This window comes from Paenibacillus sp. JCM 10914, assembly GCF_001315105.1.
Classification (GTDB): domain Bacteria; phylum Bacillota; class Bacilli; order Paenibacillales; family Paenibacillaceae; genus Paenibacillus_AQ.
Genome location: NZ_BAZR01000005.1, coordinates 13454 through 40186 on the forward strand (window position 1 = coordinate 13454; position 26733 = coordinate 40186).

The 26733-nt window shown below is 49.4% G+C and carries 24 protein-coding genes and 3 pseudogenes; 19 read left to right on the forward strand and 8 right to left on the reverse strand.

The genetic code is table 11. The annotated features are described in order from the left end of the window. Window positions 1-4 precede the first annotated feature (4 nt). The 3 genes and pseudogenes from JCM10914_RS08660 to JCM10914_RS08670 all read left to right on the forward strand — a co-directional run bounded on the left by JCM10914_RS08660 (window position 5) and on the right by JCM10914_RS08670 (window position 3775). Window positions 5-637: a TetR/AcrR family transcriptional regulator gene (locus tag JCM10914_RS08660; protein ID WP_023959697.1), complete on the forward strand. Its 633-nt coding sequence runs from the start codon at window positions 5-7 to the stop codon at window positions 635-637. 57 nt (window positions 638-694) lie between these two features. After that, on the forward strand, window positions 695-3013 hold the full coding sequence (locus JCM10914_RS08665; RefSeq protein WP_023959699.1) for an FtsX-like permease family protein: 2319 nt from the start codon (window positions 695-697) through the stop codon (window positions 3011-3013). 4 nt (window positions 3014-3017) lie between these two features. Further along, window positions 3018-3775, forward strand: a pseudogene (locus JCM10914_RS08670) (ABC transporter ATP-binding protein). Window positions 3776-3870: 95 nt separating this feature from the next. Here the strand turns inward: JCM10914_RS08670 and JCM10914_RS31720 are convergent. From JCM10914_RS31720 to JCM10914_RS31735, 4 genes and pseudogenes are all read right to left on the reverse strand, one after another. Next, entirely contained in the window at window positions 3871-4254 is a 384-nt protein-coding gene (locus JCM10914_RS31720; RefSeq protein ID WP_158442464.1) for an S-layer homology domain-containing protein, read from the reverse strand. An 11-nt stretch (window positions 4255-4265) separates the two neighbouring features. Then, window positions 4266-5642 (reverse strand): sugar-binding protein, encoded by a 1377-nt coding sequence (locus tag JCM10914_RS31725; RefSeq protein ID WP_370570228.1) that lies wholly within the window; start codon window positions 5640-5642, stop codon window positions 4266-4268. 180 nt (window positions 5643-5822) lie between these two features. Further along, a pseudogene (locus tag JCM10914_RS31730) lies at window positions 5823-6353 on the reverse strand (endo-1,4-beta-xylanase); the annotation flags it as partial. A 4-nt stretch (window positions 6354-6357) separates the two neighbouring features. After that, window positions 6358-7851: an endo-1,4-beta-xylanase gene (locus JCM10914_RS31735; RefSeq protein WP_023959709.1), complete on the reverse strand. Its 1494-nt coding sequence runs from the start codon at window positions 7849-7851 to the stop codon at window positions 6358-6360. 227 nt (window positions 7852-8078) lie between these two features. Between JCM10914_RS31735 and JCM10914_RS08680 the strand changes: the two genes are divergently transcribed. From JCM10914_RS08680 to JCM10914_RS08705, 6 genes are all read left to right on the forward strand, one after another. Beyond that, complete coding sequence (locus tag JCM10914_RS08680) at window positions 8079-9797, forward strand: sensor histidine kinase (RefSeq protein ID WP_023959711.1); 1719 nt, start codon at window positions 8079-8081, stop codon at window positions 9795-9797. Window positions 9798-9818: 21 nt separating this feature from the next. Next, window positions 9819-11495, forward strand: coding sequence for a response regulator (locus tag JCM10914_RS08685; protein WP_023959713.1), 1677 nt, complete (start codon window positions 9819-9821; stop codon window positions 11493-11495). Window positions 11496-11604: 109 nt separating this feature from the next. Beyond that, window positions 11605-13263, forward strand: a complete 1659-nt coding sequence (locus JCM10914_RS08690) for an extracellular solute-binding protein (protein WP_023959715.1) — start codon at window positions 11605-11607, stop codon at window positions 13261-13263. Window positions 13264-13357: 94 nt separating this feature from the next. After that, window positions 13358-14257, forward strand: coding sequence for a sugar ABC transporter permease (locus tag JCM10914_RS08695; RefSeq protein WP_023959717.1), 900 nt, complete (start codon window positions 13358-13360; stop codon window positions 14255-14257). Window positions 14258-14269: 12 nt separating this feature from the next. Continuing rightward, window positions 14270-15151: a carbohydrate ABC transporter permease gene (locus JCM10914_RS08700; RefSeq protein WP_023959719.1), complete on the forward strand. Its 882-nt coding sequence runs from the start codon at window positions 14270-14272 to the stop codon at window positions 15149-15151. A gap of 39 nt (window positions 15152-15190) precedes the next feature. Continuing rightward, the gene (locus tag JCM10914_RS08705) at window positions 15191-16225 is read left to right on the forward strand and encodes an endo-1,4-beta-xylanase (protein ID WP_023959721.1); all 1035 of its coding nucleotides are present in this window, start codon (window positions 15191-15193) and stop codon (window positions 16223-16225) included. 100 nt (window positions 16226-16325) lie between these two features. Here the strand turns inward: JCM10914_RS08705 and JCM10914_RS29205 are convergent, their stop codons facing one another. The 3 genes from JCM10914_RS29205 to JCM10914_RS08715 form a co-directional block, all read right to left on the reverse strand. Then, on the reverse strand, window positions 16326-16502 hold the full coding sequence (locus JCM10914_RS29205) for a hypothetical protein (protein ID WP_023959723.1): 177 nt from the start codon (window positions 16500-16502) through the stop codon (window positions 16326-16328). An 86-nt stretch (window positions 16503-16588) separates the two neighbouring features. Next, window positions 16589-17614: a ComEC/Rec2 family competence protein gene (locus JCM10914_RS08710; RefSeq protein WP_023959725.1), complete on the reverse strand. Its 1026-nt coding sequence runs from the start codon at window positions 17612-17614 to the stop codon at window positions 16589-16591. A gap of 1 nt (window position 17615) precedes the next feature. Next, entirely contained in the window at window positions 17616-18635 is a 1020-nt protein-coding gene (locus JCM10914_RS08715) for an SGNH/GDSL hydrolase family protein (RefSeq protein WP_023959732.1), read from the reverse strand. 281 nt (window positions 18636-18916) lie between these two features. Here JCM10914_RS08715 and JCM10914_RS08720 point away from each other — a divergent pair, with 281 nt between their 5' ends. The 4 genes from JCM10914_RS08720 (at window position 18917) to JCM10914_RS08735 (ending at window position 20450) form a co-directional block, all read left to right on the forward strand. Next, window positions 18917-19405, forward strand: a complete 489-nt coding sequence (locus JCM10914_RS08720) for a GyrI-like domain-containing protein (RefSeq protein WP_023959735.1) — start codon at window positions 18917-18919, stop codon at window positions 19403-19405. Window positions 19406-19613: 208 nt separating this feature from the next. Then, window positions 19614-19814, forward strand: a complete 201-nt coding sequence (locus tag JCM10914_RS08725) for a cold-shock protein (protein ID WP_023959737.1) — start codon at window positions 19614-19616, stop codon at window positions 19812-19814. 101 nt (window positions 19815-19915) lie between these two features. Then, window positions 19916-20158 (forward strand): cold-shock protein, encoded by a 243-nt coding sequence (locus JCM10914_RS08730; RefSeq protein ID WP_023959740.1) that lies wholly within the window; start codon window positions 19916-19918, stop codon window positions 20156-20158. 64 nt (window positions 20159-20222) lie between these two features. Continuing rightward, window positions 20223-20450: a DNA-binding protein gene (locus tag JCM10914_RS08735; RefSeq protein WP_023959742.1), complete on the forward strand. Its 228-nt coding sequence runs from the start codon at window positions 20223-20225 to the stop codon at window positions 20448-20450. 63 nt (window positions 20451-20513) lie between these two features. Here the strand turns inward: JCM10914_RS08735 and JCM10914_RS08740 are convergent, their stop codons facing one another. Beyond that, window positions 20514-20900 (reverse strand): hypothetical protein, encoded by a 387-nt coding sequence (locus JCM10914_RS08740; protein WP_036717470.1) that lies wholly within the window; start codon window positions 20898-20900, stop codon window positions 20514-20516. Between the two features lie 308 nt (window positions 20901-21208). Between JCM10914_RS08740 and JCM10914_RS08745 the strand changes: the two genes are divergently transcribed. The 6 genes and pseudogenes from JCM10914_RS08745 (at window position 21209) to JCM10914_RS08770 (ending at window position 26642) form a co-directional block, all read left to right on the forward strand. Further along, window positions 21209-21910 carry a PspA/IM30 family protein gene (locus JCM10914_RS08745; protein ID WP_023959744.1) on the forward strand — a complete coding sequence of 234 codons (702 nt, stop codon included), beginning with the start codon at window positions 21209-21211 and terminating at the stop codon, window positions 21908-21910. Window positions 21911-21937: 27 nt separating this feature from the next. Further along, window positions 21938-22968, forward strand: a pseudogene (locus JCM10914_RS08750) (TFIIB-type zinc ribbon-containing protein). Continuing rightward, window positions 22965-23774, forward strand: a complete 810-nt coding sequence (locus JCM10914_RS08755; protein ID WP_036717473.1) for a YgcG family protein — start codon at window positions 22965-22967, stop codon at window positions 23772-23774. The pseudogene JCM10914_RS08750 and the gene JCM10914_RS08755 overlap by 4 nt, the downstream one beginning before the upstream one ends. A 21-nt stretch (window positions 23775-23795) precedes the next feature. Next, a complete protein-coding gene (locus JCM10914_RS08760; RefSeq protein WP_023959753.1) occupies window positions 23796-24839 on the forward strand; it encodes an SPFH domain-containing protein in 1044 nt (347 codons plus the stop codon). 129 nt (window positions 24840-24968) lie between these two features. Then, window positions 24969-25157 (forward strand): hypothetical protein, encoded by a 189-nt coding sequence (locus JCM10914_RS08765; RefSeq protein WP_023959755.1) that lies wholly within the window; start codon window positions 24969-24971, stop codon window positions 25155-25157. Between the two features lie 378 nt (window positions 25158-25535). Next, complete coding sequence (locus JCM10914_RS08770; RefSeq protein ID WP_023959757.1) at window positions 25536-26642, forward strand: BMP family protein; 1107 nt, start codon at window positions 25536-25538, stop codon at window positions 26640-26642. Window positions 26643-26733: the final 91 nt, after the last annotated feature.

The following is a 26733-nucleotide window of genomic DNA, read 5'->3' on the forward strand; positions in this document are numbered from 1 at the left end:
ATACATGCGAGTTGTAAAACAAGCGGAGGAACGCAGGAATGAAATCCTTGATGCGGCGGACGAACTTTTTGGTCTAAAGGGATTTGACGGCACAAGTACAAACAATATTCTCGAGAAGGTCGGAATTGCGCGGGGGACATTGTATCATCACTTCAAGTCGAAAGAGGATATTATGGACGCGCTGATCGAGCGATATAGTGACCGTCTTCTAAGTGCAGCACAGGAAATTGCCATAGACAAGAGCATACCCGTAGTCGAGCGGCTTACCCGTGTTGTCATGGCACTGAACATAAGTGGTGGAGGCAGCAAAGAAATGATGGAGCATATCCATAAGCCGCAGAATGCGCTGATGCATCAAAAAATACAAAAGGTCATCGTCAATGGTGTGCCGCCGATCCTGACGGAAATCATTCGGGAAGGTATTCAGCAGGGAATGTTCAGCACACCGTTTCCGTATGAATGCATGGAAATGGTGGTGATCTATGCGAATACCCTTTTTGACGATGATGATATGATTACACTCACGAACGAGGAACGCTCTTCACGAATGATGGCTTTTATCTACAATGTAGAAAGATTACTTGGTGCAGAAAGCGGTAGCTTAATGGACGTTATGAAGATGCCTGGCAGTATCTAAGTTGGTCATTCTGTACAACCCCAAATCGGTTGAAAAGCCTGAATCCATGGAGGACTTATGTATTACAGAATCATCCGCAATGATATTTCAAACAGCAAAGGGATCACCTTGACAACCATGATATTTATTGCTGCTGCAGCTATGCTTGTTTCGCTTGCGGCCATCCTCTTTGTCAATCTTTCGGGAGCGTTAAATGAATTCATGACTATGGCGAAAACGCCGCATTTTATGCAGATGCACTCCGGTGAGATCGATCCCAAACAACTTCAGGCTTTTGCAGAGGAAGATACCAATGTCGAGGAATTTCAGGTGCTTGCATTTCTTAACATAGACGGCTCGCAAATACGATTTGGCGATCGTTCGCTTGCGAATAGCGTGCAGGATAATGGGTTCAGTATCCAGAGCGAAAGGTTCGATTATCTCCTGGATCTTGACGGTCGTGTCATAGATGCATCGGATGGAGAGCTTTATGTTCCAATCAGCTACATCAAGGACAGCTACATCCAGGTTGGCGACAAAGCTACCGTGAGCGGGAAGGAATTTACGGTCGCGGGATTCCTGCGAGATTCGCAGATGAATTCCCCGCTAGCCTCTTCGAAAAGATTCTTGATCAGTCCAAATGACTTCGCAGAATTGAAGAATGCTGGCAGCATAGAGTATCTAATCGAGTTTAGATTAAAGGATCTGTCCAAACTCGGCGAATTCGAAACGGCTTATGCCGCGGCGGGACTTGAAGCGAATGGACCCACGGTTACCTATTCGCTTTTCAAAATGATGAACGCACTTTCCGATGGCATGATGATAGGGATTGTTCTTCTTGTAAGCATCCTGGTTGTTGTAATTGCCTTGATGTGTATTCGCCTTACGCTCCTGGCGAACATCGAAGACGATTACCGCGAAATTGGCGTCTTGAAGGCAATAGGGCTGCGTATCAACGATATGAAGAAGATTTATCTTGCGAAGTACGCCGCGATTGCAATGGCAGGCTGCATTCTTGGTCTTGCACTTTCTTTTATGTTCAGAGGTATGCTTCTTGACAATATCCGTCTTCATATGGGGGGAAGCGACAATCGTTCTCTTGCCATCTTGCTCGGAATCATCAGCGTACTGCTTGTATTTCTTGCCATCATCTCCTATGTAAACAGGGTGCTGAGACGCTTTCGGAGAATATCGGCCGCCGAAGCGATCCGGTTTGGCACTTCACAAGAAAAAACCACGGGCGCACAACGTCTGACCTTGAGCGGGAACAGGCTGTTAAGTGCGAATATTTTTCTTGGTGTCAAAGATGTCCTCGCAAGGAAAAAAATCTACGCCACGATGCTGGCCGTACTGATAATCTCTACATTCATCATGATTGTTCCGCAGAACCTCCACAACACGATTTCCTCAAAAAGCTTCATAAAATATATGGGGATAGGTCACAGCGACATGCGCATAGACATTCAGCAGACGGACAATCTTTCGGGAAGAGCCGCTGAAATTATAGACACCATGAACAACGACAATGATATTTCAACGTATTCGAAGCTTGCAACCAAAACTTTTAAGACCAAGGCGGCGGACGGTTCGGAGGAAAGGTTGAAGATCGAACTCGGCGACCATTCCATCTTTCCCGTAGCATATGCTGAAGGTAGAGCACCTGTCGCAGAAGACGAAATTGCTCTTTCCACTATGAATGCCAATGAACTGAGCAAACAGGTTGGCGATACCATTACGTTGGTGATTGAAGGGAAGGAACAAAGACTCACGGTAAGCGGCGTTTATTCGGATATTACCAACGGAGGTAAGACCGCCAAGGCTGTTTTCAGCGACCATTCGACAGACATTATGTGGTACGTGATTTATGCGGAGTTCACGCAACAAACTCCTATCGATCGTAAGGTTGCGGAATATGCGGACAGATTTGATTATGCAAAGGTTTCGGACATTGATGAATATATTGCACAGACATACGGCTCCACCATAAGCTCCGTCGGTAAGGCTTCCAATACCGCAATTGTCGTCGCGCTAATGATAACGGTATTGGTTACATGGTTGTTCATGACAATGCTTGTCGCAAAAGACAGGCATTCCATTGCCGTCATGAAAGCGTTCGGTTTTACAAATTCAGATATTAAGGTGCAGTATGTTTCGCGATCGGCAATCGTTCTGATTGTCGGCATGATTCTCGGCACGTTATTGGCTAACACGCTCGGGGAGATGGTTGCGGGCGCGGTGATTTCTTCCTTTGGAGCGTCGGCGTTCCAGTTTACCGTCAATCCGCTTTCTGCGTATCTGATGAGTCCGATGATGATGGTAGGCTCGGTGCTTATCGCGACCGTGATCGGCACATTGGGCGCGGAACAAATCAAAATTTCCGAGAATATAAAGGAGTAGATTTATGAGGACGTTGGTTATCGGTGATCATATCGTGAAATCTTTCGGCGAGGGCGATGAAAAGCGCAATGTGCTCAACGGAGTGTCGGTTGAAATTAACGAGGGCGAGTTCGTTGCGGTAATGGGTCCTTCGGGTTCAGGCAAATCAACGCTGATGTTTGCGCTGAGCGGGACGGATGGCGTTAACGATGGAAAAATCGTTGTGGACGGCAGGGATTTATCGGAGATGGGGGAGAATGAGCTTTCAGATCTACGCAGAACAACCATGGGATTTGTGTTTCAACAGCCAACGATGCTAAAAAATCTGAATGTCCTCGACAACATCATTCTTCCTGCCATGAGGGACAACAGGAAAAACGTCGCAACAATAACTAAAAAAGCGAGAGCGCTTATGCAAAGAGTAGGTATTGCGGAACTTGAAAAGCGCGACATTACCCAGGTTTCGGGAGGTCAGCTGCAGCGGGCGGGAATATGTCGTGCGCTGATGAACAATCCGAGCATCATCTTCGGCGACGAGCTACGGGCGCGCTCAACACAACATCTGCACAGGAAATGATGGACTTATTTTCCGAAATCAATAGCGAGGGTACTGCGATTATGCTGGTTACGCATGATGCTAAGGTTGCGGCGCGGACGGAGCGTATTATGTTTATGCGTGATGGAACCATCGTAAGCGATTTACGACTTCCAAAGTTTAATGGCACAAATATGGAAGACAGGGTCGAGAAAGTAACCGTGAAGATGAGGGAATTAGGAATATAATGTTAGCGATAGGGGCCTTTTAATAAAAATAGCAGACGCCGGCTTATAGCTGGCGTCTGCTTGTTGTTTAGCTGTTAGAGGGTCCCGTCGCTGCCCTATAAATCCCAGATACGGTACAGAATGACCGTCGCTTCGGCGCGGGTAAGCAGATCTTGCGGTGCCAGAAGGCCGTTCTTGCCGTTTACGATTCCTGACTTTACCAAGATCGCAACGCTGTCCGCTGCATAACCCGAGACGCTTGCCGCATCGCGGTATGCGGTCAAACTTCCACTGCCCGCGGCTGACTTGCCGGCAGCGGATAATGCCCGTGCTGCTAGCGTCATCATATCTTGGCGAGAGATGGGGTTATTCGGTTTGAAGGTACCATCAGCAAAACCGTTCACGATGCCAAGGGAGTGGGCCACGTCCAGCGCACCTCTATAATTAGCGTTAGTTTCTACATCGCTAAAAGTTGCTGTTGGGTTCTCGGAACTCCTCAATTCAAGCGCTCTTACCAGAAGCGTAACGAAGTCGGCTCTGGTGATGGACGTCTCAGGAGAGAAACGGTTCTCGCCACACCCTCGACGACATCGCGTGCTGCCATGTGCTGAATGGCCTGCGCAGCCCAAGGGACACTCGCCAAATCCCCGAAACTGTGGGATACATAGGCTACCGCATAAGTACCGAAGTGAGTGGTTTGGAAGACCACTGCCCCGGAGGATGCGTTATACTGGCTGTTAGGTATAGGAGAGATTCTGCCATCGCTGTCGATGTACCAAGCAACGATCTGATGGGCAAGCTCGCCAGCGGTCGATGTGTAAGGAATTTCTACCGTTACGGGTGCTTTGGGATTACTCCATGCAATCACGCGGTCGCCTGCAGTCAGCTTCAGATGGATCACCGGACGGCTGCCGATTCGTTCACGGTCCACTGAATTTAATTCCACTACCGTATCGGTCTCGATATGGATGGATACCTGTTCTGTGTTGACTGTTACATTGGATAACATGTTGCTTGGAATATGAAGAATTCCGCTTTTCGTCTTTAGTACAAGCGCAAACGCTTCTTGACCTCTTAGGCTGTGACTTGGCAGTTGTACTTCATACGAGTGAACACCCGTTGGTGTTGATGTCATTTCGATCACGATTTGCTTCTTGCCACTAACAACGGAAGTCGCTTGCTTGAGCGCTTGGTTCAGAGTATCGCTCGAAATGGTACCTAAGGCGTGGCCGTTGACTACCTTCACTCCCGGCTTGATCGTTGCCACGCCATCTGCGCTGACGGTGATCTCCGATGGGCTGCCTGCACCATTGCTGCCGCTATTGCTGTTACTGCTGCTATTGTTGTTAGTCCCGTTACCGTCGTTCCCGCCGCCTGGGTTATTCCCGCCTGGATTTCCAGGTTTACCGGTCAGGGTAAGCACGCCGAACACGGACGGATCCTGATAGCCGTTGCCGGTCGTATCATTCCACGCGGCCACACTTTGGCGAGCGCCGTCCTTGGCGTCGTTAACCTGAACGTCGAAGCCGATCTTAACCTCGTTGGCTGGCGTGATCGATTTGAATGGAATTCTGGCTTCAATTGTATAGTTCGTGCCTGACACATTCGCGGCTGAGATGAAACCTGCTGCGATGCCGACAGGATTGAATGACGTCTCATTGTCAAAATTGACGCGGTATTGTCCGTCATCATCTTGATAGAAGGTTGTTTTGGCGTTGTTCTCATCGATGAAGATTTCAACCGAATCCTGCTCCCAGACGTTCGCGCTGGATTTATCGAGCTGAGTGTCGCTGACCTGGATCAATACATACAGATTCTCATCGTCCCAGAGCGCTTTCGCGACGCCGGTCGCTCCCTGCCAAGCCATCTGATACTGGTTGACTGCCATGGCGGGCGCTTGGCTCCAAATCGAATCAACGACTCCGTCTATGGTTGGCGTGCCATACACGGCCGTAGAATGATGGGCATCTCTGGAATCGGGCTTATGTTCTTTGATGAAGGTATCAGGATCGATGACGCCGTAATAAGCCGGTTTGGCTTGCAAATTCTTATCGAATAGCAGCGGGTTGGATGCGGCACGCCAGCTCGTGTTGTCATCCATGCCCCAGAAGGTGACGCGGCTGATGTGATCCGCATGATCACGGAAAATATTCATTAACTGGGCGTACAGATACCCTTGCGCATTGGCAAGCTGCTCCGAGAGCTGGTAGTTACTGCCGGCTTGAATGTCCAGCTCGCTAATCGTGACTTCCACGCCCAGGGAAATAAATTTCTCCAGCGAGCGTTTCACATTCTCCGGATTGGTATTGACATTGTAGTGTCCCTGCATGCCCACGCCGTCGACCAGCTTCTTGCCAGGATGGTCGACCGCATACTTGTCGTTCATCGCCTTCACCATCTGATAGATAGCCTCGGCTTTGTTCTGGTTGTCTTCGTTGTAATCGTTGTAGTGGAGTTTAATGTCCCATTCGATGATCGTCCAGTACTTCTCTTGCGGCCAGGAACGCTTGCTCTACATAATCCGGACCTATGGTTGATACCAAGGCGATTGCCGGAGCGATCCTTGCCAGTTGGCCGGATTCGGCGGATTATCGCTCATCGCTTCATTGACCACGTCCCAGGAGATCACCTTGTCGCCCGAAGTGCTCCATAACCGTGCGGATATGCGTCCGTAGGTTTGCCAGCGCTTCGTCACGACTTAATGGCACGGTGTTTCCTTGCCCATCCTGCGTTGTATTCATCCACACCGGAGACTGCTGATGCCAGACGAGCACGTGACCGTGCATCTGCATTCCTTCGTCCAGCACTTTATCGACCATGGCGTCCGCCGCGGCGAACGTGAAGTTGCCTTTCGTTGGCTGCATTGCATCCGGCTTCATCGCATTGCCGGCCGTGGCGACGTTGTGATGCATGGATAACAACTCTAGTCTTACACCTTCCAAGTCCTCCGCCGTAATCGCGTTGCCGATCAGAAAATCGTCTTGATACGCTTGCTTGATCGGAATCAGGTCTTTCTCGATTTCAATGGGCCCTGCACTGGTTTTTTCAAAGCTAATATCGTCGATATAAAAGGAGGCCGTTGCATTATTTGAACTTTCGATATAGATGGTCAAGTATTCATCACCGACGCTGTTATATCGGTAGGTTCCTTCGAACTGCACCCAGCCGTCGCTGGTGCTGATTGTTTTGGGCGCAAGGGCCACGTAGTTCGCGCTGCTTCCGCTGCCGACTTGGGTGGATAACTGCAGCTGCGAGCTGGTGGGCTCAATCAATTTGACCCATGCCGATACTTTGTATTCGCTGCCTTTGTCCACGTATTTCTCTACTCGCAAGGACGGACCATGCCACGAGGTGGTGCGGCCTTCGACTTTCAAGGCATGCGAACCACCCGGTGTACGGTTGGCTTCATTGGTGACCGTTAACGTTTCCGTACCGGCTCTGCCTTCAAAACCGCCAGTTGACTGGTCTTCAAAATCAATGGTGGCAAAAGGTAAGGCGGGGTCTCTTGGTTGCTCTTCCTCACTGCCACCGGACGATGTTTTCTTGGTGATGCGCATGTCTCCGACGTAGAAGGGCACCGTCTTTCCCTTGCTCTCGGATTTCACCCGTATCGCTATATTTTTGCTTCTATCCACGGTCAATTCTTTACTAAGCAAGGTTGCGCTTCCTGCCTTGAAGTCCCCTTTAATCTCCCAATCGTAGCCTTCCACCGTCTGAAGCTGTGCCTGAGCTCCACTCGGCACATCTACATTGGCGTCCACATAGACGGATGCAGTTACCGTATAGGTATCGCCATTAACCAAACCGGTGTCGACGAATTTAAAGTCAATCCCGTCCCAATCGTTCGTCCTGTCGCTGATATACAGGGCGTGTCCATCTTCATTGCCGTCAAATATTTTGTTCGATACGAGCGTCAAAGTCGGGCTCCCGGCCTGCACGGCTTTGCCCTGCCCATCTGCAAAGGTCTCGTGGTATATCGTTTCGGTATGATCCTCTCCTTGCGCATCTGCGCTAACGTTCCAGGCTCCTAGACCCGATGGAATGAGTAAAGCCGCCGCGAGCATGGCCGAGATGACTTGATGGATCCTGTTTTTCATTTATTGTCCTCCCCTTGACTATATTCGCCGTAATTTAAGCGCTTTCATGAATTTGAATGTTACCTCCTTTCCTCCCGAATTGTACCATCCTGTCATAGGCGAGTCTTTTTGCAAATTAAAGATTATACTTTGTTTTTTATATATCATTCGCGATTGACGGCGTTACCGTTAGCCGATAAGTTAAACATGAAGATAGACAGAAATGATGGTCACTGGGGGCGCTTATTGTGAAATTAATCCGAAGTCCGTGGAAGAAAATCGTGTTGAATCGGTTGATTTTATCCTTTATCTGCATTTTGCTGCCGCTGTATTCACTGGCTATTGTCATTTATAACTGGGGGATTCAGACGCTGAAGACGGAGATATCCAGCTCGATGACCTCGCAGGTGTCGCAATACTTCGCGGGACTTGAGAACGAGTTCAGCCGCATCCTCGATCTGCAGCTCGATGTTTTGACGGACAACAATTTGAATGCGCTTGCAAGCATCCCGGAATCGATGAACGCCATCGAAAAGGTGCAGAAGATATTAGCCTTGCAGCAGCGGCTGAACGCGATCCGCAACAGCAGCGCCTACATCAAGGAAGTGCACGCCTACATTCCGTCGATACAGAAGGATATCTCGGCATTAAGCGTGTCGGATTTCAATCGCAAGAGCTACGTCGAGCATATGAAAATGTCGGGTTTGGATGAGGTGCAGGTCGTGAACATGCAGGGGAGCATGTACATGGTGGCCGCCTACCCTTATGTATTGCCGATGAGTGAGCGCGAACCGATCTTCATCGTCGCCATTGAGCTGTCGCTGGACAACCTGCAAGATGCGCTGCATACGATGCGCAGCGTACCCGAGGAGGGACTGATCTTCAGCAGCCCGCAGTTCATGCTTGCGACCAGCCACGAGACGGATTTGAACGAGACGATGGTGCAGCAGATCGGTCAAGGCCAGGTAGACGACGTTGCTCAGGTTGTCCGCTATGACGGTCAGCGATATTTGAGCGTGAGCACGGCATCGAGCTTTTTCGGTGCGCTGCTGATCAAATATGTGCCGGAAAGCGCCGTATTTCAACCGCTGGAGAAGTTCAGGAACTGGTTTTTGTTGTTCGCGGCCGTCTCCTTGGCGATTATCGTCATTTATTCGTTGTATGTCTACCAGTATATTCATAAGCCGCTGGCCTTGTTGGTCAAAGCGTTTCGCAAAATAGAGATCGGTGACTTTAGCGAACCGATTCGTCATGAGAGCCGAGATGAATTCCAATATATCTACACCCGATTTAACGCCATGCTCGATAACCTGAAATCTCTGATCGATCAGGTGTACAAGCAGCGGATAATGACGCAGAAGGCCGAGCTTAAACAGCTGCAATCCCAGATTAATCCTCACTTTTTGTACAACAGCTTCTTTATCTTGAATACGATGACCCGCCTTGGCGACTATGAGCAGGTAGAACGGTTCGCGAACCAACTCGGCGAGTATTTCCAGTTCGTGACGCGCAACCATTCGGACGAAGTGCCGCTCGGCAGAGAAGTGCAGCATGCGAGGGTATATGCCGAAATACAGGGGATGCGATTTGCGAACCGCGTCACCGTCGCTTTCGGAGAATTGCCGGAGAATTCAGGTCATGTAATGGTGCCGCGGCTGATTCTGCAGCCCCTTATCGAGAACGCATTCGGGCATGGCCTGGAGCAGAAAGCGACCGGGGGCAGGCTGGACGTGCGGTTTGAGAAAACGGATCATGTCATCCGATTGATTGTCGAGGATAACGGTCAACAGCTCGATGATGAAGGGCTTAAGTCAATCCAGCAGAAATTGGAGATGCCGGGTGAAGCCGAGACGACGGGGCTGATTAATATTCATCAGCGGATACGGTTGAAATTCGGTCCGGACAGCGGGTTGACGTTATCGCGTAACGAATGGGGCGGCGTGAAGGCGACCATTACAATTCAATGATAGACAGAGGGGGTTGGAGCAATGTATCGACTGCTCGTAGTGGATGACGAGGCGATCATCGCAGACGGATTAAGCGAAATTTTGCAAGGAATAACGGATTTGGAACTGGACGTGTATAAGGCGTACTCCGGGACGGAGGCGCTCAAGCTGTTTGACCGGACGCGCTTTGATATCGTGTTGACGGATATCCGCATGCCGGAGATGGACGGTCTGCAGTTGTTGGAAGAGATCCGCTATAGGTGGCCCAAATGCCGCGTGATCTTCCTGACCGGATATGATGAATTCTCGTACGTATATACGGCGATTCAGCATGAGGGCGTGAATTATCTACTGAAGACGGAGGGCTACGATAAAGTGATCCAGACCGTTACGCAGGCCGTATCCGATATGGAGGCGGAGTGGAGTGCGGAGACGCTGCTGATAGAAGCTCGGGAACAGTCAGACAAGGCAAAGGAGTTGTTACGCAAGGATTTTTTATACGGGGTGTTAAAAGAACGGATTGACACAAGCGAGGTGACCTCGCGCCAATTCGCAGAATTGGACGTTCCGCTGTGTGCACAGAATCCCGTCATGCTCTTGCTCGGCCGGGTCAATCGGACATCGGGCAGCATGACGTATTCGGGAAAAATCAAACAGCTGTACCATATTAGAACCGTTGCCCGATCCTACTTATCCTCGCATGCGGTGTTCGTTGATTTCGCCCATGAGCAAGATGATCTCGTCTGGCTGCTGCAGCCGCTAAGGGGCAGTGCGGACCTAGTGGATGCGGAACTCAGTGAGGCATGGTCAAGGCTGTCGGCATTTCTGAAAGGCAGTCTGGAGATGGTACAGGCAGCCTGTAAGGAATCAACGGGCTGTGAGCTATCGCTTGTCCTGGATGATGAGCCGGCCGCATGGCCGGCCGCTTGCGAACGATTCGCCCAGCTTCATATGCTGATGAATTATCGCATCGGGCGGTCACATGGGCTGATTCTCGGCAAGCAGGCGGCAAGTCATAGCCAAGGGACGGAATTTCAGAAGGGGAACAAGCTGCGCATAGCCTCGGCTGTATTGGATGCTCTTGCCGAACGGCTGGCACTCGGCAGGAAGGACGAGTTTGACAGGATACTGGAGGAGGCTGCGGCGGAACTGCGCGAACTGAATAGCATGCACCATGTGCATGCTCAGGAAATGTATTACGCAATTGCCTTGATTCTCTTCGCTCATATCAATCGCTGGCAGTTATCGGAAGCGCTGACCCAGATCGTAGGGCTGCACAAATTAATGAATCCGACCGAGCATGAGTCGTGGCCGGCTGCGATCGCTTATTTGGGCAAGGTTGCCGATGCATTGTTTCGGCTGCAGAATCAGGAAGAAGAGCGAAGGGCTATCAGAATCGTCTCGATCATCCAGCAGCATATTCAGAACCATCTCCACGATCCCCATGAGATTTCACTCGTTCGGCTGGCCGAGCTGGCCTTTTTTAACCCTTCCTATCTGTCGAGGTTGTTCAAGCAGGTGACCGGCATCAATGTGTCCGAATATATCGCGGCCGCTCGCATGACGAGAGCCAAGCGACTATTGGAAGAGCCTAGCCTGAAGATACAGGAGGTCTCGGATCGGCTTGGATACGGTACGGCGACGAATTTCACGCGCTCGTTCCGCAAGGCAACGAATATGACGCCACAAGAATATCGGACATCGATCATGAACAAGTAAATTGCTGATCGGAATGTCAAGCAAGGAATATTGTTGAATTACGGGCGTAAGCGCTATCATAAAAAGCGTAAGATCTATGCGTTACACTCTGGGGGGAGGATCATTGAACATGAAACGCAGAACCAATATGGTTATCGCTTTAACAATGGCGGGTATGCTCGCGTTGTCGGCTTGCGGCGGGGGATCAAGCAATAACGGCAGTACGGCGGCTCCGGAAAGTCCACCGAGCAGCACCGAGCAGCCAGTCGATCTGTCTGGAAAGTACGAACCACCTATCGAAGTCTCGGCATGGCGCTACACGGAGTCCACGTACAAGTACGAGAATGGCGACTCGATCGGCAGCAACATTTACACGAAAGCTTACCAAGAAGAGCTCGGCATTCATTTAAACTACAAATGGACGGTTCCAATCGAACAGTTCGAGCAGAAGATGAACGTATCCATCGCTTCCGGCGATTTGCCGGACATCATGTGGCTGACGAACAAGCAGCTTACGGATTTGGCCGACAATGATATGCTCTATGATTTGACCGACTTATACGAGCAGTATGCAACACCGCTCGCCAAGGAGATTCTGCAGCAGGATCAGAAGGCGTTCGACACGGCCAAAATCAACGGCCGCCTGATGGCCATTCCGAAGACCGCTTCTGCGGTAGACGGTCTGCCGATCCTGCACGTACGTACGGATTGGCTGGAGAAGCTGAGTCTGCCAGAGCCAAAGACGATGCAGGATCTCGTAGATATTGCCAAGGCATTCGTGACGCAAGATCCGGATGGCAACAATCAAGCCGACACCATCGGTCTCGGGTTGACGAAGACGTTCCTCACGGATAACCATTTCGGTACGGCGGGCTTCTTTGCCGGCTTCCATGCATATCCGCAGAAGTGGACGACAGATGATTCCGGCAAGTTGGTGTACGGCAGCATTCAACCGGGCGTGAAGGAAGGCTTGCAATGGCTGCAGGATATGTATAAGGAAGGGCTGCTGGACATGGAATTCGGCGTTAAGGACCGCGCCAAGGTAACGGAATCGGTCGCCAGCGGCAAGCTGGGCATGTTCTACGGTGGTATGTCTTCGCCGGGTGCCGTCATCCAGGATAACGCGACGAATGATCCGAATGCGGAGTGGAAGGCGTTCGCACTTGTATCTGCCGATGAAGTGAAGGCGATGCCGATGGGCAAAGTGCCGGTCCAGCTGTATTACGCCGTGAGCAAGAAGAGCAAACATCCGGAAGCGATCATGAAGCTGCTCAATTTCAGCATGGAGGGCTTCGCCCCGGATGCACCGGCGGACACCGGCTTTGGCTTTAGCCCAAGCGGCCTCCCGGTATACTTGTATAACTTTATCGGACCGGAGCCGGCGATGAAGAATCTGAATGCCCATCGTAACGTGCTCACAGCACTGGAGTCGAATGATCCATCTTCGTTGTCGTCGGAAGAGAAGACCTACTACGACAAGATTGTCGATCATCGTGCCGGCAATCGGGAGAACTGGGGACAGGATCGCATCTTCGGAACGCCGAGCAGCTTCGATGTCATTGAACAGTATGTCGACGAAGACAATTATCAGCTCGATGGCTTCTACGGCGGTTCAACGCCGACGATGGTCGAGAAGTTCGCTTCGCTTCAGAAGCTGGAGGAAGAAGTGTTCACCAACATTATTATGGGTCAATCGATCGATTCCTTTGATAAATTCACGGAGGATTGGATGAAACTTGGCGGGGAGCAAATTACGAATGAAGTCAATGAGTGGGCTTCCAAGTTGTAATCTCGCTGCATCGATTGTGGCATAAGTGCGATGGGGAAAGCATTCAAGCGGCTTTCCCCATCTTTATTCCGGAAATGAAGCGGGAGGTAACATCATGTCTTGGAAGAAGATCCTGCAAGAAATGCCCTTGCACATCATGTTAATACCAGGCGTTATTCTGACATTAATATTCAGTTATGTGCCGATGGCCGGCATCGTGATTGCCTTCCAGAAATTCCAGCCAGCCAAAGGCGTGTTCCGCTCGGACTGGATCGGGTGGGAGAACTTTGAATATATGTTGAATCTGCCAAATTTTACGAGCGTGTTATGGAACACCGTATTTATCGCCGTATTGAAAATCATCGCCGGCCTAATCGTACCGATTACCGCCGCGCTTATGCTAAACGAAGTGGCGAAGGCTTATTTCAAGCGTACGGTGCAAACCGTCATCTATTTCCCGCATTTTCTATCGTGGGTCATTCTCGGCGGCATTGTGATCGACATCTTGTCGCCTTCCAGCGGCATCGTTAACCAATTCCTCGGTCTCTTCGGGATCAAGCCGATCTTCTTCCTTGGGGACGAGAACTGGTTTCCGTTCACGCTCGTCATTACGGATACTTGGAAGCATTTTGGTTATGGAACGATCGTCTATCTGGCTGCGCTAACGGCAATTGACCAGTCCTTGTATGAGGCTGCGGTGGTCGACGGAGCGAACCGTTGGAAGCAGACGCTCTATGTTACGCTTCCCGGTATGATGCCAATCATTACGCTGATGACCGTGCTTAGTCTCGGGAACGTGCTGAATGCGGGCTTCGAGCAAGTGTTCAACTTGTACAGCCCGATGGTCTATAGTACAGGCGATATCATTGATACCTTTGTCTACCGGATTGGGCTGCTCGATGCGCAGTATGGTCTGGCAACGGCCGTTGGCCTGTTTAAGTCGGTGATATCCTTTGGTTTGATCGTATTGTCGAATAAGCTCGCGAGCGAATATGCCGGGTACCGGGTGTTCTAAGGAGGAATCAGCATGCACAAACTTTCAATGGGGCGCCGAGTATTCCTCATCGTTAATTATACTTTGTTAGTCGTTGCCGCTTTGTTATGTATCCTGCCGTTGATTAATGTGCTGGCCGTGTCATTCAGTTCCAAAGCGGCGGCAGCTGCCGGCTACGTCAAGCTGTGGCCGGTCGAATTCACGTTAGCTTCTTATAAGTACGCGCTGTCAAAGCCCGAATTCTTGGACGGTTTCCTCGTCTCACTTAAACGCGTGGGTCTCGGATTTATCGTGAATATGCTGCTGACGATCCTGACGGCTTATCCGCTCGCAAAGGAACGGTCGGCGTTTCGCTTTCGCCATATTTACGCCTGGTTCTTCATCGTGACGATGTTATTCAGCGGCGGCCTGATTCCCACCTATATGACGATTAAGGAAACGGGACTGCTCGATTCGATCTGGGCCCTTGTGCTGCCAGGCGCGGTTCCCGTGTTTAACGTCATTCTGTTGATGAATTTCTTCCGCAACCTGCCAAAGGAAATTGAGGAGGCTGCCTTGATTGACGGGGCCGGGCATTGGCGGATTTTATGGCGGATATTCTGTCCGCTGTCCTTACCGGCACTGGCTACCATCACATTGTTTACACTTGTGAATCATTGGAATTCCTGGTTCGACGGGCTGATCTTCATGAACTCACCAACAAACTATCCACTGCAGAGCTATCTGCAGACGGTCATTATTACGCCGGACCTGAACGCCGTGTCGGGCAACGAACTGGTGGATATGAGCGAGGTGTCTGACCGCACCTTCAAGGCAGCCCAGGTATTCTTGGCGGCATTGCCTGTGCTGGTGGTGTATCCGTTTTTGCAGAAATACTTCATGAAAGGTCTCGTTATGGGTAGTGTGAAAGGCTGAAGCGTTAATTACCTGATCAGTGTTGGGAGGTACACATAGATGCTTGAAGGTTATGAACAAGTGGATGCACCGGATACGGGCGACAACATCATTCCATCTCTGCACGAGGCATTTGCAGATTGCTTCCCTGTGGGAGCGGCAGTGAGTCCGGAGGTATTGGAATCAGCGGGTCCGCTCATCGCTCGCCATTATAACAGCTTGACCGCCGAGAATCATATGAAGCCGATCGAGCTTCAACCGGAGGAAGGCGTCTACACGTTCGAGAAGGCCGATCTTATCGCTAATTTCGCAAGAGTGCACGGCATGCGCCTGCGAGGCCATACCCTGGTATGGCATCACCAGACCCCGGACTGGGTATTCGCAGGACCGGATGGTCAGCCTGCTGCGCGAGAGCAGTTACTATCCCGGATGAAGGCGCATATAGACACTGTCGTTGCGCGATATCGCGGTACGGTTTATGGTTGGGATGTCGTGAATGAAGCGATCCACGATAAAGGAGTGGAGCTTCTGCGTCGAAGCCGATGGCTTGAACTGGTCGGCGAAGATTATATTCAGAAAGCCTTCGAGTTTGCGCACGAAGCGGATCCTGACGCGTTGCTGTTCTATAACGACTACCATGAGACGGTTCCAGCGAAACGGGAGAAGATTTATACACTTGTCAAAAGTTTGCTGGATCGCGGTACGCCGATTCATGGAATCGGCTTGCAGGCGCACTGGAACATGTACGAGCCATCGCTGGAGGATATTCGCGCAGCTATCGAGAGATACGCTTCCCTTGGCCTGAAGCTGCAATTCACGGAGCTGGATCTCCCGATGTTCGGCAGCGACGACAAGCGCAGAGACGTTAAGCGGCCTACGGAAGGGATGATTGAACAGCAGCGGCTGCGATATGCCCAAATTTTCGACCTGTTCCGTTCATACAAGGACGTCATCAGCGGGGTGACGTTCTGGGGGGCGGCGGATGATTATACGTGGCTTGATCACTTCCCGGGGAAAGAGCGGAAGACTTGGCCGATGCTGTTTAACGACGCGCACGAGCCCAAGCCCTGCTTCTGGTCGGTGGTTGAGAAGTAAGTAAAATAACCAAGGTTCTCCAGCTTAACCTGGAGAACCTTGGTTATTTGCTATAACGGATCACCTTCGTCATTAGGTACACCCGTATTACCTCAACATCCTACTTATAACTATCCGTTTCCCGTTCGTTGTATTTGCCATCGCCATCGTGTTGCGATTGTTTGCGGCGGTCATTTCGTGCCTGCTGCTCTTGCTGCGCTTCCAGGCTGTTTACCGGCGTATGTTCCAGATCCTTAACCGTATTGACCAGGTTTTTGTCAGGATGATTCGTACTCATTGGATCGTTCCTCCTTGTTGATGGTAATAAGTGATGGCACTTATTATGTATCCGTCCGGGTGAGGTTATTCGCACGGTTCTGCTACTTACTTTTTGACTTCCTTCTCCACGATGACCTCGATCGTCTTGCCGTCGGACAGAAGCAGAATGTTGCCGTTCAGAGCGGTCGAGACGGTGGTGGCCCCGTTCTTCTCATAGCGCTGCTTGACGTCCAGATTTTGAAAAATATTGGCGCTGAGCACCGCGATCTCCGGTGAGGTCGCTTTGACGAACGCAGGAGATGAAGAAGTCTTGTCCCCGTGATGAGGCGCATGGACCAGATCGGCGTCCAGCACAGCTTCATGACGCTCAACCAGATCGTATTCCCCGGATTTATACAGATCGCCCGCGAACAAGAAGATTTTCTCGCCATAGTATACTTTCAATACCAAGGAATGATTGTTGAGATTCTCTGTGGACCACGCTTCGTATTTGTCCGGTGACGTGCCTTTCTCCGGGTTCAGCAGCTCTATGCGAACATGTTCTCCGATGTGAAGCTCATCCCCATCCTCTATGTAATGGAGCGGAATTTGCTGCTGCTCAATCAGATTCATGACGGTACGGTAGGTCTCGGTCGTATGCGCAAGGTTCGGCATATAGAAGCCGCCGATCTTCATCGTCTTCAGCAAGGACGTATAGCCGCCCATGTGATCGTAATGCGGGTGCGTATTGATGGCGTAATCGATCCGGGTAACGCCAAGCTTGTCCATGTATGCTTCCAATTGATCGCGCGTCGCCGGAATGCCGGAATCGATCATGATGTTGAAGCCATCCGGCGTTTGTAGGAGAATGGCATCCCCGGATTTCTCTTCGGAGTCCAGGAAGAAGTAACGAATGGATAGCTTATCCTTATGTGATTCGGTATCGAATACATCGGCGATTTGGATTGTCGGTCCAGAACCGGTTACAGGGCTCTCATTCGATGCATCGATTGAGTTGCTGGCTGGAGAGGTAGTGCCAGAAGCGCCGGCATTCTCTGGAGGATTAGAGCATCCCGCCAGAATCAATACCATTAGAAGAGCAAGCGTGAGGAGTCCCTTGGTCCCGCTGCGCAGCTTTATCATTTTCATCATATTAAGCAGTCCCTTCGTTGCCGAGTCGGCTGGTAATCTTGAAGTCATCTTGCAAATATGGCTGCATGCGCTGCGCCATTAACTTGTAGCCTTCGGCATCAGGATGTAGCTTGTCGGACAGCAAAGCCTGATCGGCCGCACCGAAAATATCGAGCCCGTCAACATAGAACAATTGATGATCTCCATGATTCCGCAGTATTTCATATACCTCGCGCAGCTCTTCGCGGATCTTCACCAGGTTCAGACTGACTTGGTTCTCCTCCGCTTCACGTTCTGGCGCGAATATCGGCGACATCAGCAGGATCGGAATATTCAGATGCTTCTCGCGGATCGTCTGAATGAATCCGATGACGCTGGATTTAAACGTGCGCGGCCCCAGGCTGGCCTGCCCCATGATATTGATGCCAAGACATAAAGAGATGAAGTTGGCCGGAAGATCGCGAATCATTCGTGCAACCATCGGTTCAAGATGACAATTAGCCGAATAGCCGAGACAGGTCAGGTGCAAATCCAGGTTCTGTGCAACCAGCGCAGGCCATGTCTGCGAAGGGCTGGCGGCTGCCTTGCATTGTGTAATCGAACTGCCGTACGTAACCCAGCGCGGCCTAGTGTCTGCGAAATAGGAGAAGCTGGCCTTCGTCTCAATGGCTACTTGTTGAATGCAGACGCTTTGTTTCGGTGACAGATAGATTTCGATCAGCTTTTCGATTGCCGGTAGTGAGTTCCAGGTTACGCTGGTTTCTCCCGGAATAGCCGTGAGCGCAGCGTGCAGTCGGCCGTCAATCAAGCAGTCGAAGCTGACTTCTTGTTCACTTTGAACGAAGCAGACTTGTACGGAGGTGGAATCGCTCTGAAATGCCATGCGCACCCCGGCGGGGACAATAGCCTCGCCGCCAATGCCGTTCGGCGGAAATAATGCAAGTTCACGATAGGGGATGCGCCACGGACGGAAGCCGTCATTATTCATCTCTACGCTAATTGCACCGTGGAATAAAGCTTCGTTGATCGTTATTACGTTCAAATGGGTTCACTCCTCACGAGAAATAGTATGCAGAACCCGGCAAACGAAAAGAGAAGCCTCTGCACCTAGACCTTCAGAAAAAAGGTTTAAATGATGCAAAGGGCTTCTCATATTCTCTGCCCGATATTTTGTAATTAACTCTCATAGTACACGCAACCCTATGGGAGCACAAGTCATATTCTGAGAAGTGACCTGTCCATAACTGGACTTTATGAATCTTTTCGTAATCCAGGCGAATGAGATGATACAATATGGTTCTAAAGCTTGTTGAAGGAGTTGTAATGATGGTCAATACACGAGTGCAATCTCTGGAACGAGAGACCACGATGTTGGTGGGTCTCTCCGTAACCGTCTCGCTCAATGAGGATCTGGAGAACGGCGTTATCGTACAATTGCGTGAAGGCTTAGTGGAAAGCTTGCATAGGATACCCAACCGTGTGGGAGACGGAATTTATTTGGTACAGATTTATCCGGATGGCGAATGGACTCCGGACGTACCGTTTCAAAGCATAGTTGCCGTTGAAGTTCATGCTATGGGAAAGCTTCCGACTGGGTTTACCCAGCATACGTTACCGGCTGGAGTCTATGCCAAGGTGATTCATACAGGGCCTGAATCGCAAATCGGAGAAACGTATGACTTTATTCAAAGTCAGGATATCGCGAGTGCAAGGCCATTTGATTTTGAATATTGGACCGATGTTCATTCGGTTGACGAAGAGGCATCGGTAATCGATATTTATTTGCCGCTGGAGGCGCAGGAGTCATCGTAACCAACAGCTGACTTCTTCTGCTCGATATAGCAATACAATCCACCTTGCTATTTCCTCTAACTTGCGCTATAATAAGTTTATTGGGATTTTGACCTTAGATTCACATATTGCAGAGGGTTATTATTTTGATTATTAACCTTGTGTAATATGTGAATTTTTTGTTTTTAACCAAAAATGAGAAAATCATATAAATTTTGGAGGTGTTTCTATGCAAACAGGAACAGTAAAATGGTTTAACGCAGATAAAGGCTTTGGTTTCATCGAGGTTGAAGGCGGCGAGGATGTATTCGTACATTTCAGCGCAATCACGGGCGATGGCTTCAAGTCTTTGGACGAAGGTCAACGCGTGGAATTTAATGTTGTCCAAGGTAACCGCGGACAACAAGCTGAGAACGTTGTAAAAATCTAGTTAGCTAAAGAGATCCCCGAACGAACCTATCGTTTGGGGATTTTTTTATAAATGCAACATGCGTGGGCTTTATAAATTGTAACATGAGGAGGAAGGTTTCATTGTCATATTCATGGAATAGGCCACTGGAAAATTTGCCGGAAGAAATGACCGCCATCTGGTCCTGTACGAAGGAAGGATGTAACGGATGGATGCGGGATAATTTCTCATTCAAGGAAGTGCCCATCTGTTCACAGTGCAAGTCGTCCATGATCAGCAGCAATAAAATCTTACCGATACTCATATCGTCCGATCAACAGATTAAGCTTTATCGCAAAAATCAGCGCAAAGATACGAAATCGTAAGGTTCGATACGTACGTCTTCCGCTGGTACTTTGTATTCATTAGCTGCGAAAGGTTGCGGATCTAATGCAAGTATTTGAGGATTATAATTTGAAGGTGAAAAAGACGTTTAACGCGACCAGCAACGAAGAAGTGTTAACGGTTTCCGAGGCAGGGCAGCGGCTCGGTTTGTCCAAGGATCAGATGAAAGACTACGTCGATCGGAACAAGCTGACCAAGGTTTCCATTGCAAGAAGCGTGCACCGCTATTTGTTGCTGAAGAGCGAGATCGACCAGATCGTCCATCCCAAATAAGAATCTGCCTTCGTTGAAGGATTTAGCCCGACCTGTGAAGGTCGGGTTTTTTGCCGTGCCGCGTTACTTAAGCAGTGCATGGAGGCTGTTTCTGATGGTTTTAAAATCTTCAAAGTCTGAAGCTGTCTGGAACTCACTCACGGGGATTTGATCGATTTCTTTAATTAATGCGTTAATCTTTTCTTTAACTTTGTAGATTCCGTTGTTTTGCGGAGATTGCTTCGTTCGTAACGAATAAAGTTTTCCATTCTTGACCAGAACACCGTTATCTTTGGTGTGTGCACGGTTTATAATTCCACTACATTGATTTGAGTTAATATTAGGGAAAGCAGTCTCGAGAATTTGCACTAAGTCCCGATATTCCTTTTGTTCACCTATATTTAGTTGAGCCTGTAGCACTTGATTTCCTTCTTCTTGAGAAACCGATATTTTTGCTGGGTTGATACTCATCAGTAAACAACTCCCTCATCTAATTTTATAAATCTATTTTAATTCCGGAACTTCTAGAAGTAAAGAAGTTATTTAAATAAAATAAAAGTTTTGGACGTGAAAAGAGCTGGTGATATATATAACATTAGATTATTTTAAAATTCAATTTTGATTATGCAAGATAATTAATCATCAGCACTCAATATTTTACTTAAATCGACCAGTAAACTTTTGGAATAATTTCCAATCAATTTCGTCAGTTGAAACCTTTCCGCGGGTTATCATGTATTATAGGATAAATGTAAACTTTTCGAGGGAGGAGCATGTGCATGGGAATCTTGTCGAGGTTTAGAGATGTCATGAAGGTGAATGTGAACGCCTTGCTCGATCGGTCGGAAGATCCGGAGCAGACGATTGATCAATATATGCGGAGTTTGCATAGCGATCTGGGGAAGGTAAAGGCAGAGACGGCATCCGTACTGGCGAATGAACGAAGAGCGAAGCGGGCACTGGATGAGTCCAGCGCGGATATTAGCAAGTTCCAGCGATATGCGGAGAAGTCCGTGGAAGCGGGCAATGAAGCAGATGCGCTGAAGTTTCTGGAGCGGAAAGCGGCTCAGACGGAGAAGCATAAAGAGCTGAAGTCCGCATATGATCAAGCAGCAGCGAATGCAGTCAATATGAAACAGATGCAGGACAAACTCGTGTCGGATATGGATAAGTTGTCTGCGCGGCATACGGAGCTTAAGGCGAGAATGGCTAAGGCGAAGGCTCAGGAGCAGATGAATGGCAACGGTACCTCTTCGGGCGGCACAGCCTTTAAGAAGATGGAAGAGAAGGCGGATCTGGCCATATATGAGGCGGAGGCACTGGCTGAGCTTCGCGGTGGCGAACAGAAAGACGATTTCGATGAATTATTTGCTGAGTGGGAGAAAGGGAAATCAACCGTCGATGCGGAAGACGATACCGCTCCACCGAGCGCAGAAGATGAATTAGCTGCATTGAAAGACAAAATGAAAAAGAAGGAATAGCAGGTTCCTTGTAAGCGAGGTGAGTAGATGCCGGTATTAGAATATAAATGTCCCAATTGCGGCAGCGGCATGCTGTTTGACGGCAACACGGGCAAGCTGTCGTGCCCCAGCTGTGGACGCCAGGACAATATCGAAGAAATTCCGGATCCGGTTAAGCAGCAGGTGTTCGCAGAAGGTGAAGTGAAGGAGTACCACTGCAACAGCTGCGGTGCTGATCTCATTACGGAAGCGCAGACGAGTGCGACGACGTGCAGCTTCTGCGGTTCCGCCGTCGTGCTTAGCGACCGTCTGACCGGAGAGCTTGCACCGATGATGGTCATTCCTTTTTCCATTACGAAGGAGGAGGCGATGAAGGCTTTCCGCAAGTGGTGCAGGAACGGCTTGCTCACGCCGGGCGGCTTCATGACGGCGGATCGGATCAAGGGGATTACTGGAATGTACGTGCCTTTCTGGTCTATGATCTACATAACCGAATCGAGGTCCAGGGAAGAGGCACGAAGGTAAGAACCTATACGCGAGGTGACTATCAAATCACGGAGACGCGGCACTTTGAAGTGTACCGGAAGATTCGTCTGAATTACGTGAAAGTGCCGATCGACGCGGCCGAGAAGATGAATGACGAGCTGATGGATAAGCTGGAGCCTTTCCCGTATCAGCAGCTGAAGGATTTCAAGACGCCATATCTGGCCGGATATATCGCGGAGAAATACAGCTATGATGACAAGCAGCTCTTTCCACGCGCGAAAGACAAGATTAAATCCTACATCGAATCTTATATATCGTCCTCGGTCTCCGGCTATACTACGATGAGCTACACCAACAAGCAGATCGATACAAACCCGAAGCGGGCGGATTACGTGCTGCTTCCGGTATGGATGGTTCATTACGATTATAATCAGAAAGAATACACCTTTGCGATGAACGGACAGACGGGTAAAGTCGTTGGTAAACCTCCGATCAGCAAAGGCAAGGTGGCCGGATGGTTCGCTGGTGTGTTCGGCGTGTCCCTATTATCGCTGAAACTGATCTCCTGGATGATGGGAGGCGGATTCCTATGAACCGGAGACATGGACTTATTGTGTCAATTTTACTTTGTATTGCTATAGTTATGGCGGTTCCCGCAGGTGTGATCTCAGCCGCGCCGGAAATGAAAAATCTGATCTATGATGACGCCGGGTTGCTCACCATGGAGGAGCGTAATGAGCTGAACGCGATGGCTAACGAATACGGGGCCGAGCGGGACACGGATTTCATCATCTTTACGACGAATAATGAAGAGAATATCGACGTCATACGCCTTACGCAGAATTTTTATGATGAGTACGAGCAAGGTCCTGGCCGAACACGTGTCAATGCGGCTATTTTAACGCTGGATAGACCGCTGGATATAGAGAATCGGGAATTATATTTAGCGGGTTTTTACAAAGCCGAAGAATACCTGGACAATGCAAGGATGGATAAAATACGTAACCGTATCACCCCCGACCTGTCGAGCGGCAATTACAAGCAAGCTTTTGAAACTTATATCAAAACCGCCCATCGATACATGGGCTTTGAGCCTGGCAGGAATCCAGACAATATTCTGTTTAACCTCTGGTTTCAGCTTGGAGCAGCAGCAGCGTTAGGCGCTATCGTTGTTGGTATCATGGCCTACCGTTCAGGCGGGCGCGTCACCGTCAATCGACGGACGTATGAGGATGCGGCAACATCGGCGGTATTGGAACGCGAGGACCGTTATATACGAACGACGACAACCAAGCGCAAAATTCCGAAGAACACTGGCGGGTCCGGTGGCGGCGGAAGTGGCGGTGGCGGCATCTCCAGAGGCGGTCATTCGCATAGTGGCAGCCGCGGTAAATTTTAATGGAAGGGAAGGGATCGATAGATGGGTTTTTTTAGAAATCAGTTCTCGAATGTGGTGGAATGGGAAGAGTTCCGCGATGATATGATCTTCTGGAAATGGAATAACCGGGAGATTAAGAAGGGGAGCAAGCTGATTATTCGCTCCGGGCAGGATGCGATCTTCGTCAACAACGGCAAGATTGAAGGGATATTCGAGGACGATGGCGTATATAACGTCGACTCGGAGATCATTCCATTCCTGTCCACGTTAAAAGGCTTCAAATTCGGCTTCAACAGCGGGATGCGGGTAGAGGTTTTGTTCGTCAACACGAAGGAGTTCACCGTACGCTGGGGGACCCAGAATCCGGTCATGATTCCAACGCCGCAGCTCCCGGGCGGCATGCCGATTCGGGCCAACGGAACGTTTAATTTCAAAGTGACGGACTATGTTACGTTGATCGATAAGATTGCCGGGATGCGAGACAGCTATCTGGTGGAAGATGTCAAGATTCGCATCACGTCCGTACTGGATCAACTGCTGATGAAGTGGATCAGCCGCGAAGGGAAAGACATGTTCAATCTGCAAGCGAACGCTTCGGATATTGCCAAGGGCATCCGTGAGGACCTGGACATGGAAGTGATGGATAACGGCATTACGATTACGGGCTTCCAGGTCATGAGCTTCAACTATCCGAAGGAAATCCAGGATATGATCACGAAGACGGCTTCCCACGAAATGATTGGCAATCTGGCGAAGTATCAGCAGGTCAGCATGACCGACGGCATTGCTTCAGGCAAGGTGCAGGGCGGCGGCGCTGCGTCCGATATGGCCGGCATGATGATGGGAATGAATATGGCGGGCGAGATGATGAAGAACATCAACCAGAATCAAGGGCAACAGAACCAAAATCAGAACCAGCAGAGTCAAACCCAACAAAGTCAGAACAATCAGAGCAACCAGCAACCTCAAGGAGAGAAGGACTCTTCAAGCTCCGAAGGTGGCAAGAAGCCGAACTTTTGTCCGAACTGCGGTGCGAAGAATGAAGGCGCTAATTTCTGTCCGAATTGCGGTCAGAAGCTGGGTTAAACCCTTGCTATCGTTGGATAATTGGGTATATGTGACACTCCCATCCATGATATAATAGATTCTAATCGTCTATGATCCGAGGAATTGGGACTCATTGGTGGAATACCGGCTTCGGGGGTGTTGCAGAAGATGAAGAGATATAACGTCTGGCGGCCGATCTTTTTGCTTGCGATCGCGCTGCTGACGAAGAGCTTGGTAACGAATTTGGGGATGTTGTTCGGTATGGCGCCGGAAGCAGCAGACAATTTGGGTTTCTTGGCCATGATCATTGCTGCTTTTGTGATGTATTTCCGAATGACGAAGATGCGCCGTAAATAAACAAAGATGATCTATGTCTAAAGCACCCAATTGTTGGGGTGCTTTTCTTTTGTTTTGATATTTTTTGTATGATTTCTGATATAAAGTGGGAAACTTTCTTTACGGTTAATTTCCATAACTATCCGTTTCTGTTTTGGCGTATCACACGGCTTGTGATCCTGGTGTTATCTATAAAGATTGATGGATCAGCTTTTGTTTGAAATCGATTTGGAATTATTGTGCAAACGGTTGCTGAAAAGGACTTAAACCATTCACCGCGGTACAGATGCAATTTGACAGTAACATCCAAAATGTTGTTGAAAATGGGCGGTTTTATTACTATATTGTAAATAGCGCGAATGAAAATTCGGGCATATATACCTAGGAGGGTTATCCTTAATGAAAAAAGGGGTCATATCATTAATCAGTTTGGCGTTGTCTGTTACGATGTTAGCGGGCTGCGGCGACAATTCCAAGAGTGGATCAGGCGGTGCCGGAGAGGACAAGCCGAAGCCAAACTTCTCAGTAGGGATGGTTACGGACGCAGGCACCATTGATGACAAGTCTTTTAACCAAGGAACATACGAAGGTATCGAGATGGCGAACAAAGACTTCAACATGGATTATAAATACTTGAAACCGGCTGGAACCACAGAGGCTGATTATACTAAGGAAATCGCGAATCTCTACGATGCCGGTTACAAATTCATCGTAACACCAGGCTTTAAGTTCGAGACGGCGATCTTCAAAGCACAAGAAAAATATACAGATGCGAAGTTCGTGCTGATTGATGGATCACCTCGTCCTGATCCGGATGCTGAGGCTGAACTTAAAGAAAATACAGTTGCCATTTATTATGCAGAGCATGAAGCTGGTTTCGTGGCTGGTGTTGCTACCGCACTCCATGTGAAAGATGGACAAGCCGGTTTTATCGGCGGCATGGAAATTCCTCCGGTGCAGAAATTCAACTGGGGCTTCCAGCAGGGCGTAACTTATGCGAACGAGAACCTGGGCACGAAACTGGTCATTAACCAGGAAAACGTCATCTACCAAGGAACATTCGATGATGTAGCGGCAGGCGGTCAGATCGCTGCGCAAATGTACGATCGCGGTGTTAACGTAATCTTCGCGGCAGCAGGCGGCGTAGGCGTTGGCGCAATCGGCGAAGCGAAGGATCGCGTGCAAAAGGGAGATGACGTATGGGTTGTCGGCGTTGACGTTGACCAATATGCAGACGGTATCTATCAAGACGAGAAATCCGTAATTCTGACTTCCGCTGTGAAGAAAATCGATCAATCGGCATATGACATGATCAAGGCTGAAACTGAAGGTAAATTCCCTGGTGGTCAAACGTTGATATTCGATGCATCTAACGATGGTGTAGGTCTTCCTGAGAACAATCCGAACTTGAGCGAGGATGTTCTGAAGCAAGTGGATGAAGTGTACGGCAAAATCAAAGCCGGCGAGATCAAGGTAGCTGGAGAGCAAGGCGACTTGATTAAGTAAATTTCCAAAGTTGACAATGTAAGGTTTAAAAAGACGGATAACCTCCGTCTTTTTTTAAGGTTATAAGCCAGCACAATACAGAAAGCGAGGA

What these genes read in the sequence shown, in the direction of transcription:
- JCM10914_RS08745 (WP_023959744.1), top strand. Translation starts at nt 21,209, where the DNA reads ATGGGAATCTTGTCGAGGTTTAGAGATGTCATGAAGGTGAATGTGAAC.
- JCM10914_RS08720 (WP_023959735.1), top strand. Translation starts at nt 18,917, where the DNA reads ATGATGGTCAATACACGAGTGCAATCTCTGGAACGAGAGACCACGATG.
- JCM10914_RS08735 (WP_023959742.1), top strand. Translation starts at nt 20,223, where the DNA reads ATGCAAGTATTTGAGGATTATAATTTGAAGGTGAAAAAGACGTTTAAC.
- JCM10914_RS08700 (WP_023959719.1), top strand. Translation starts at nt 14,270, where the DNA reads ATGCACAAACTTTCAATGGGGCGCCGAGTATTCCTCATCGTTAATTAT.
- JCM10914_RS08660 (WP_023959697.1), top strand. Translation starts at nt 5, where the DNA reads ATGCGAGTTGTAAAACAAGCGGAGGAACGCAGGAATGAAATCCTTGAT.
- JCM10914_RS08760 (WP_023959753.1), top strand. Translation starts at nt 23,796, where the DNA reads ATGGGTTTTTTTAGAAATCAGTTCTCGAATGTGGTGGAATGGGAAGAG.
- JCM10914_RS08695 (WP_023959717.1), top strand. Translation starts at nt 13,358, where the DNA reads ATGTCTTGGAAGAAGATCCTGCAAGAAATGCCCTTGCACATCATGTTA.
- JCM10914_RS08685 (WP_023959713.1), top strand. Translation starts at nt 9,819, where the DNA reads ATGTATCGACTGCTCGTAGTGGATGACGAGGCGATCATCGCAGACGGA.
- JCM10914_RS08710 (WP_023959725.1), bottom strand. Translation starts at nt 17,614, where the DNA reads ATGATGAAAATGATAAAGCTGCGCAGCGGGACCAAGGGACTCCTCACG.
- JCM10914_RS08755 (WP_036717473.1), top strand. Translation starts at nt 22,965, where the DNA reads ATGAACCGGAGACATGGACTTATTGTGTCAATTTTACTTTGTATTGCT.
- JCM10914_RS08690 (WP_023959715.1), top strand. Translation starts at nt 11,605, where the DNA reads ATGAAACGCAGAACCAATATGGTTATCGCTTTAACAATGGCGGGTATG.
- JCM10914_RS29205 (WP_023959723.1), bottom strand. Translation starts at nt 16,502, where the DNA reads ATGAGTACGAATCATCCTGACAAAAACCTGGTCAATACGGTTAAGGAT.
- JCM10914_RS08705 (WP_023959721.1), top strand. Translation starts at nt 15,191, where the DNA reads ATGCTTGAAGGTTATGAACAAGTGGATGCACCGGATACGGGCGACAAC.
- JCM10914_RS31725 (WP_370570228.1), bottom strand. Translation starts at nt 5,642, where the DNA reads ATGGCAGTCAACCAGTATCAGATGGCTTGGCAGGGAGCGACCGGCGTC.
- JCM10914_RS08740 (WP_036717470.1), bottom strand. Translation starts at nt 20,900, where the DNA reads ATGAGTATCAACCCAGCAAAAATATCGGTTTCTCAAGAAGAAGGAAAT.
- JCM10914_RS31735 (WP_023959709.1), bottom strand. Translation starts at nt 7,851, where the DNA reads ATGAAAAACAGGATCCATCAAGTCATCTCGGCCATGCTCGCGGCGGCT.
- JCM10914_RS08770 (WP_023959757.1), top strand. Translation starts at nt 25,536, where the DNA reads ATGAAAAAAGGGGTCATATCATTAATCAGTTTGGCGTTGTCTGTTACG.
- JCM10914_RS08765 (WP_023959755.1), top strand. Translation starts at nt 24,969, where the DNA reads ATGAAGAGATATAACGTCTGGCGGCCGATCTTTTTGCTTGCGATCGCG.
- JCM10914_RS08665 (WP_023959699.1), top strand. Translation starts at nt 695, where the DNA reads ATGTATTACAGAATCATCCGCAATGATATTTCAAACAGCAAAGGGATC.
- JCM10914_RS08725 (WP_023959737.1), top strand. Translation starts at nt 19,614, where the DNA reads ATGCAAACAGGAACAGTAAAATGGTTTAACGCAGATAAAGGCTTTGGT.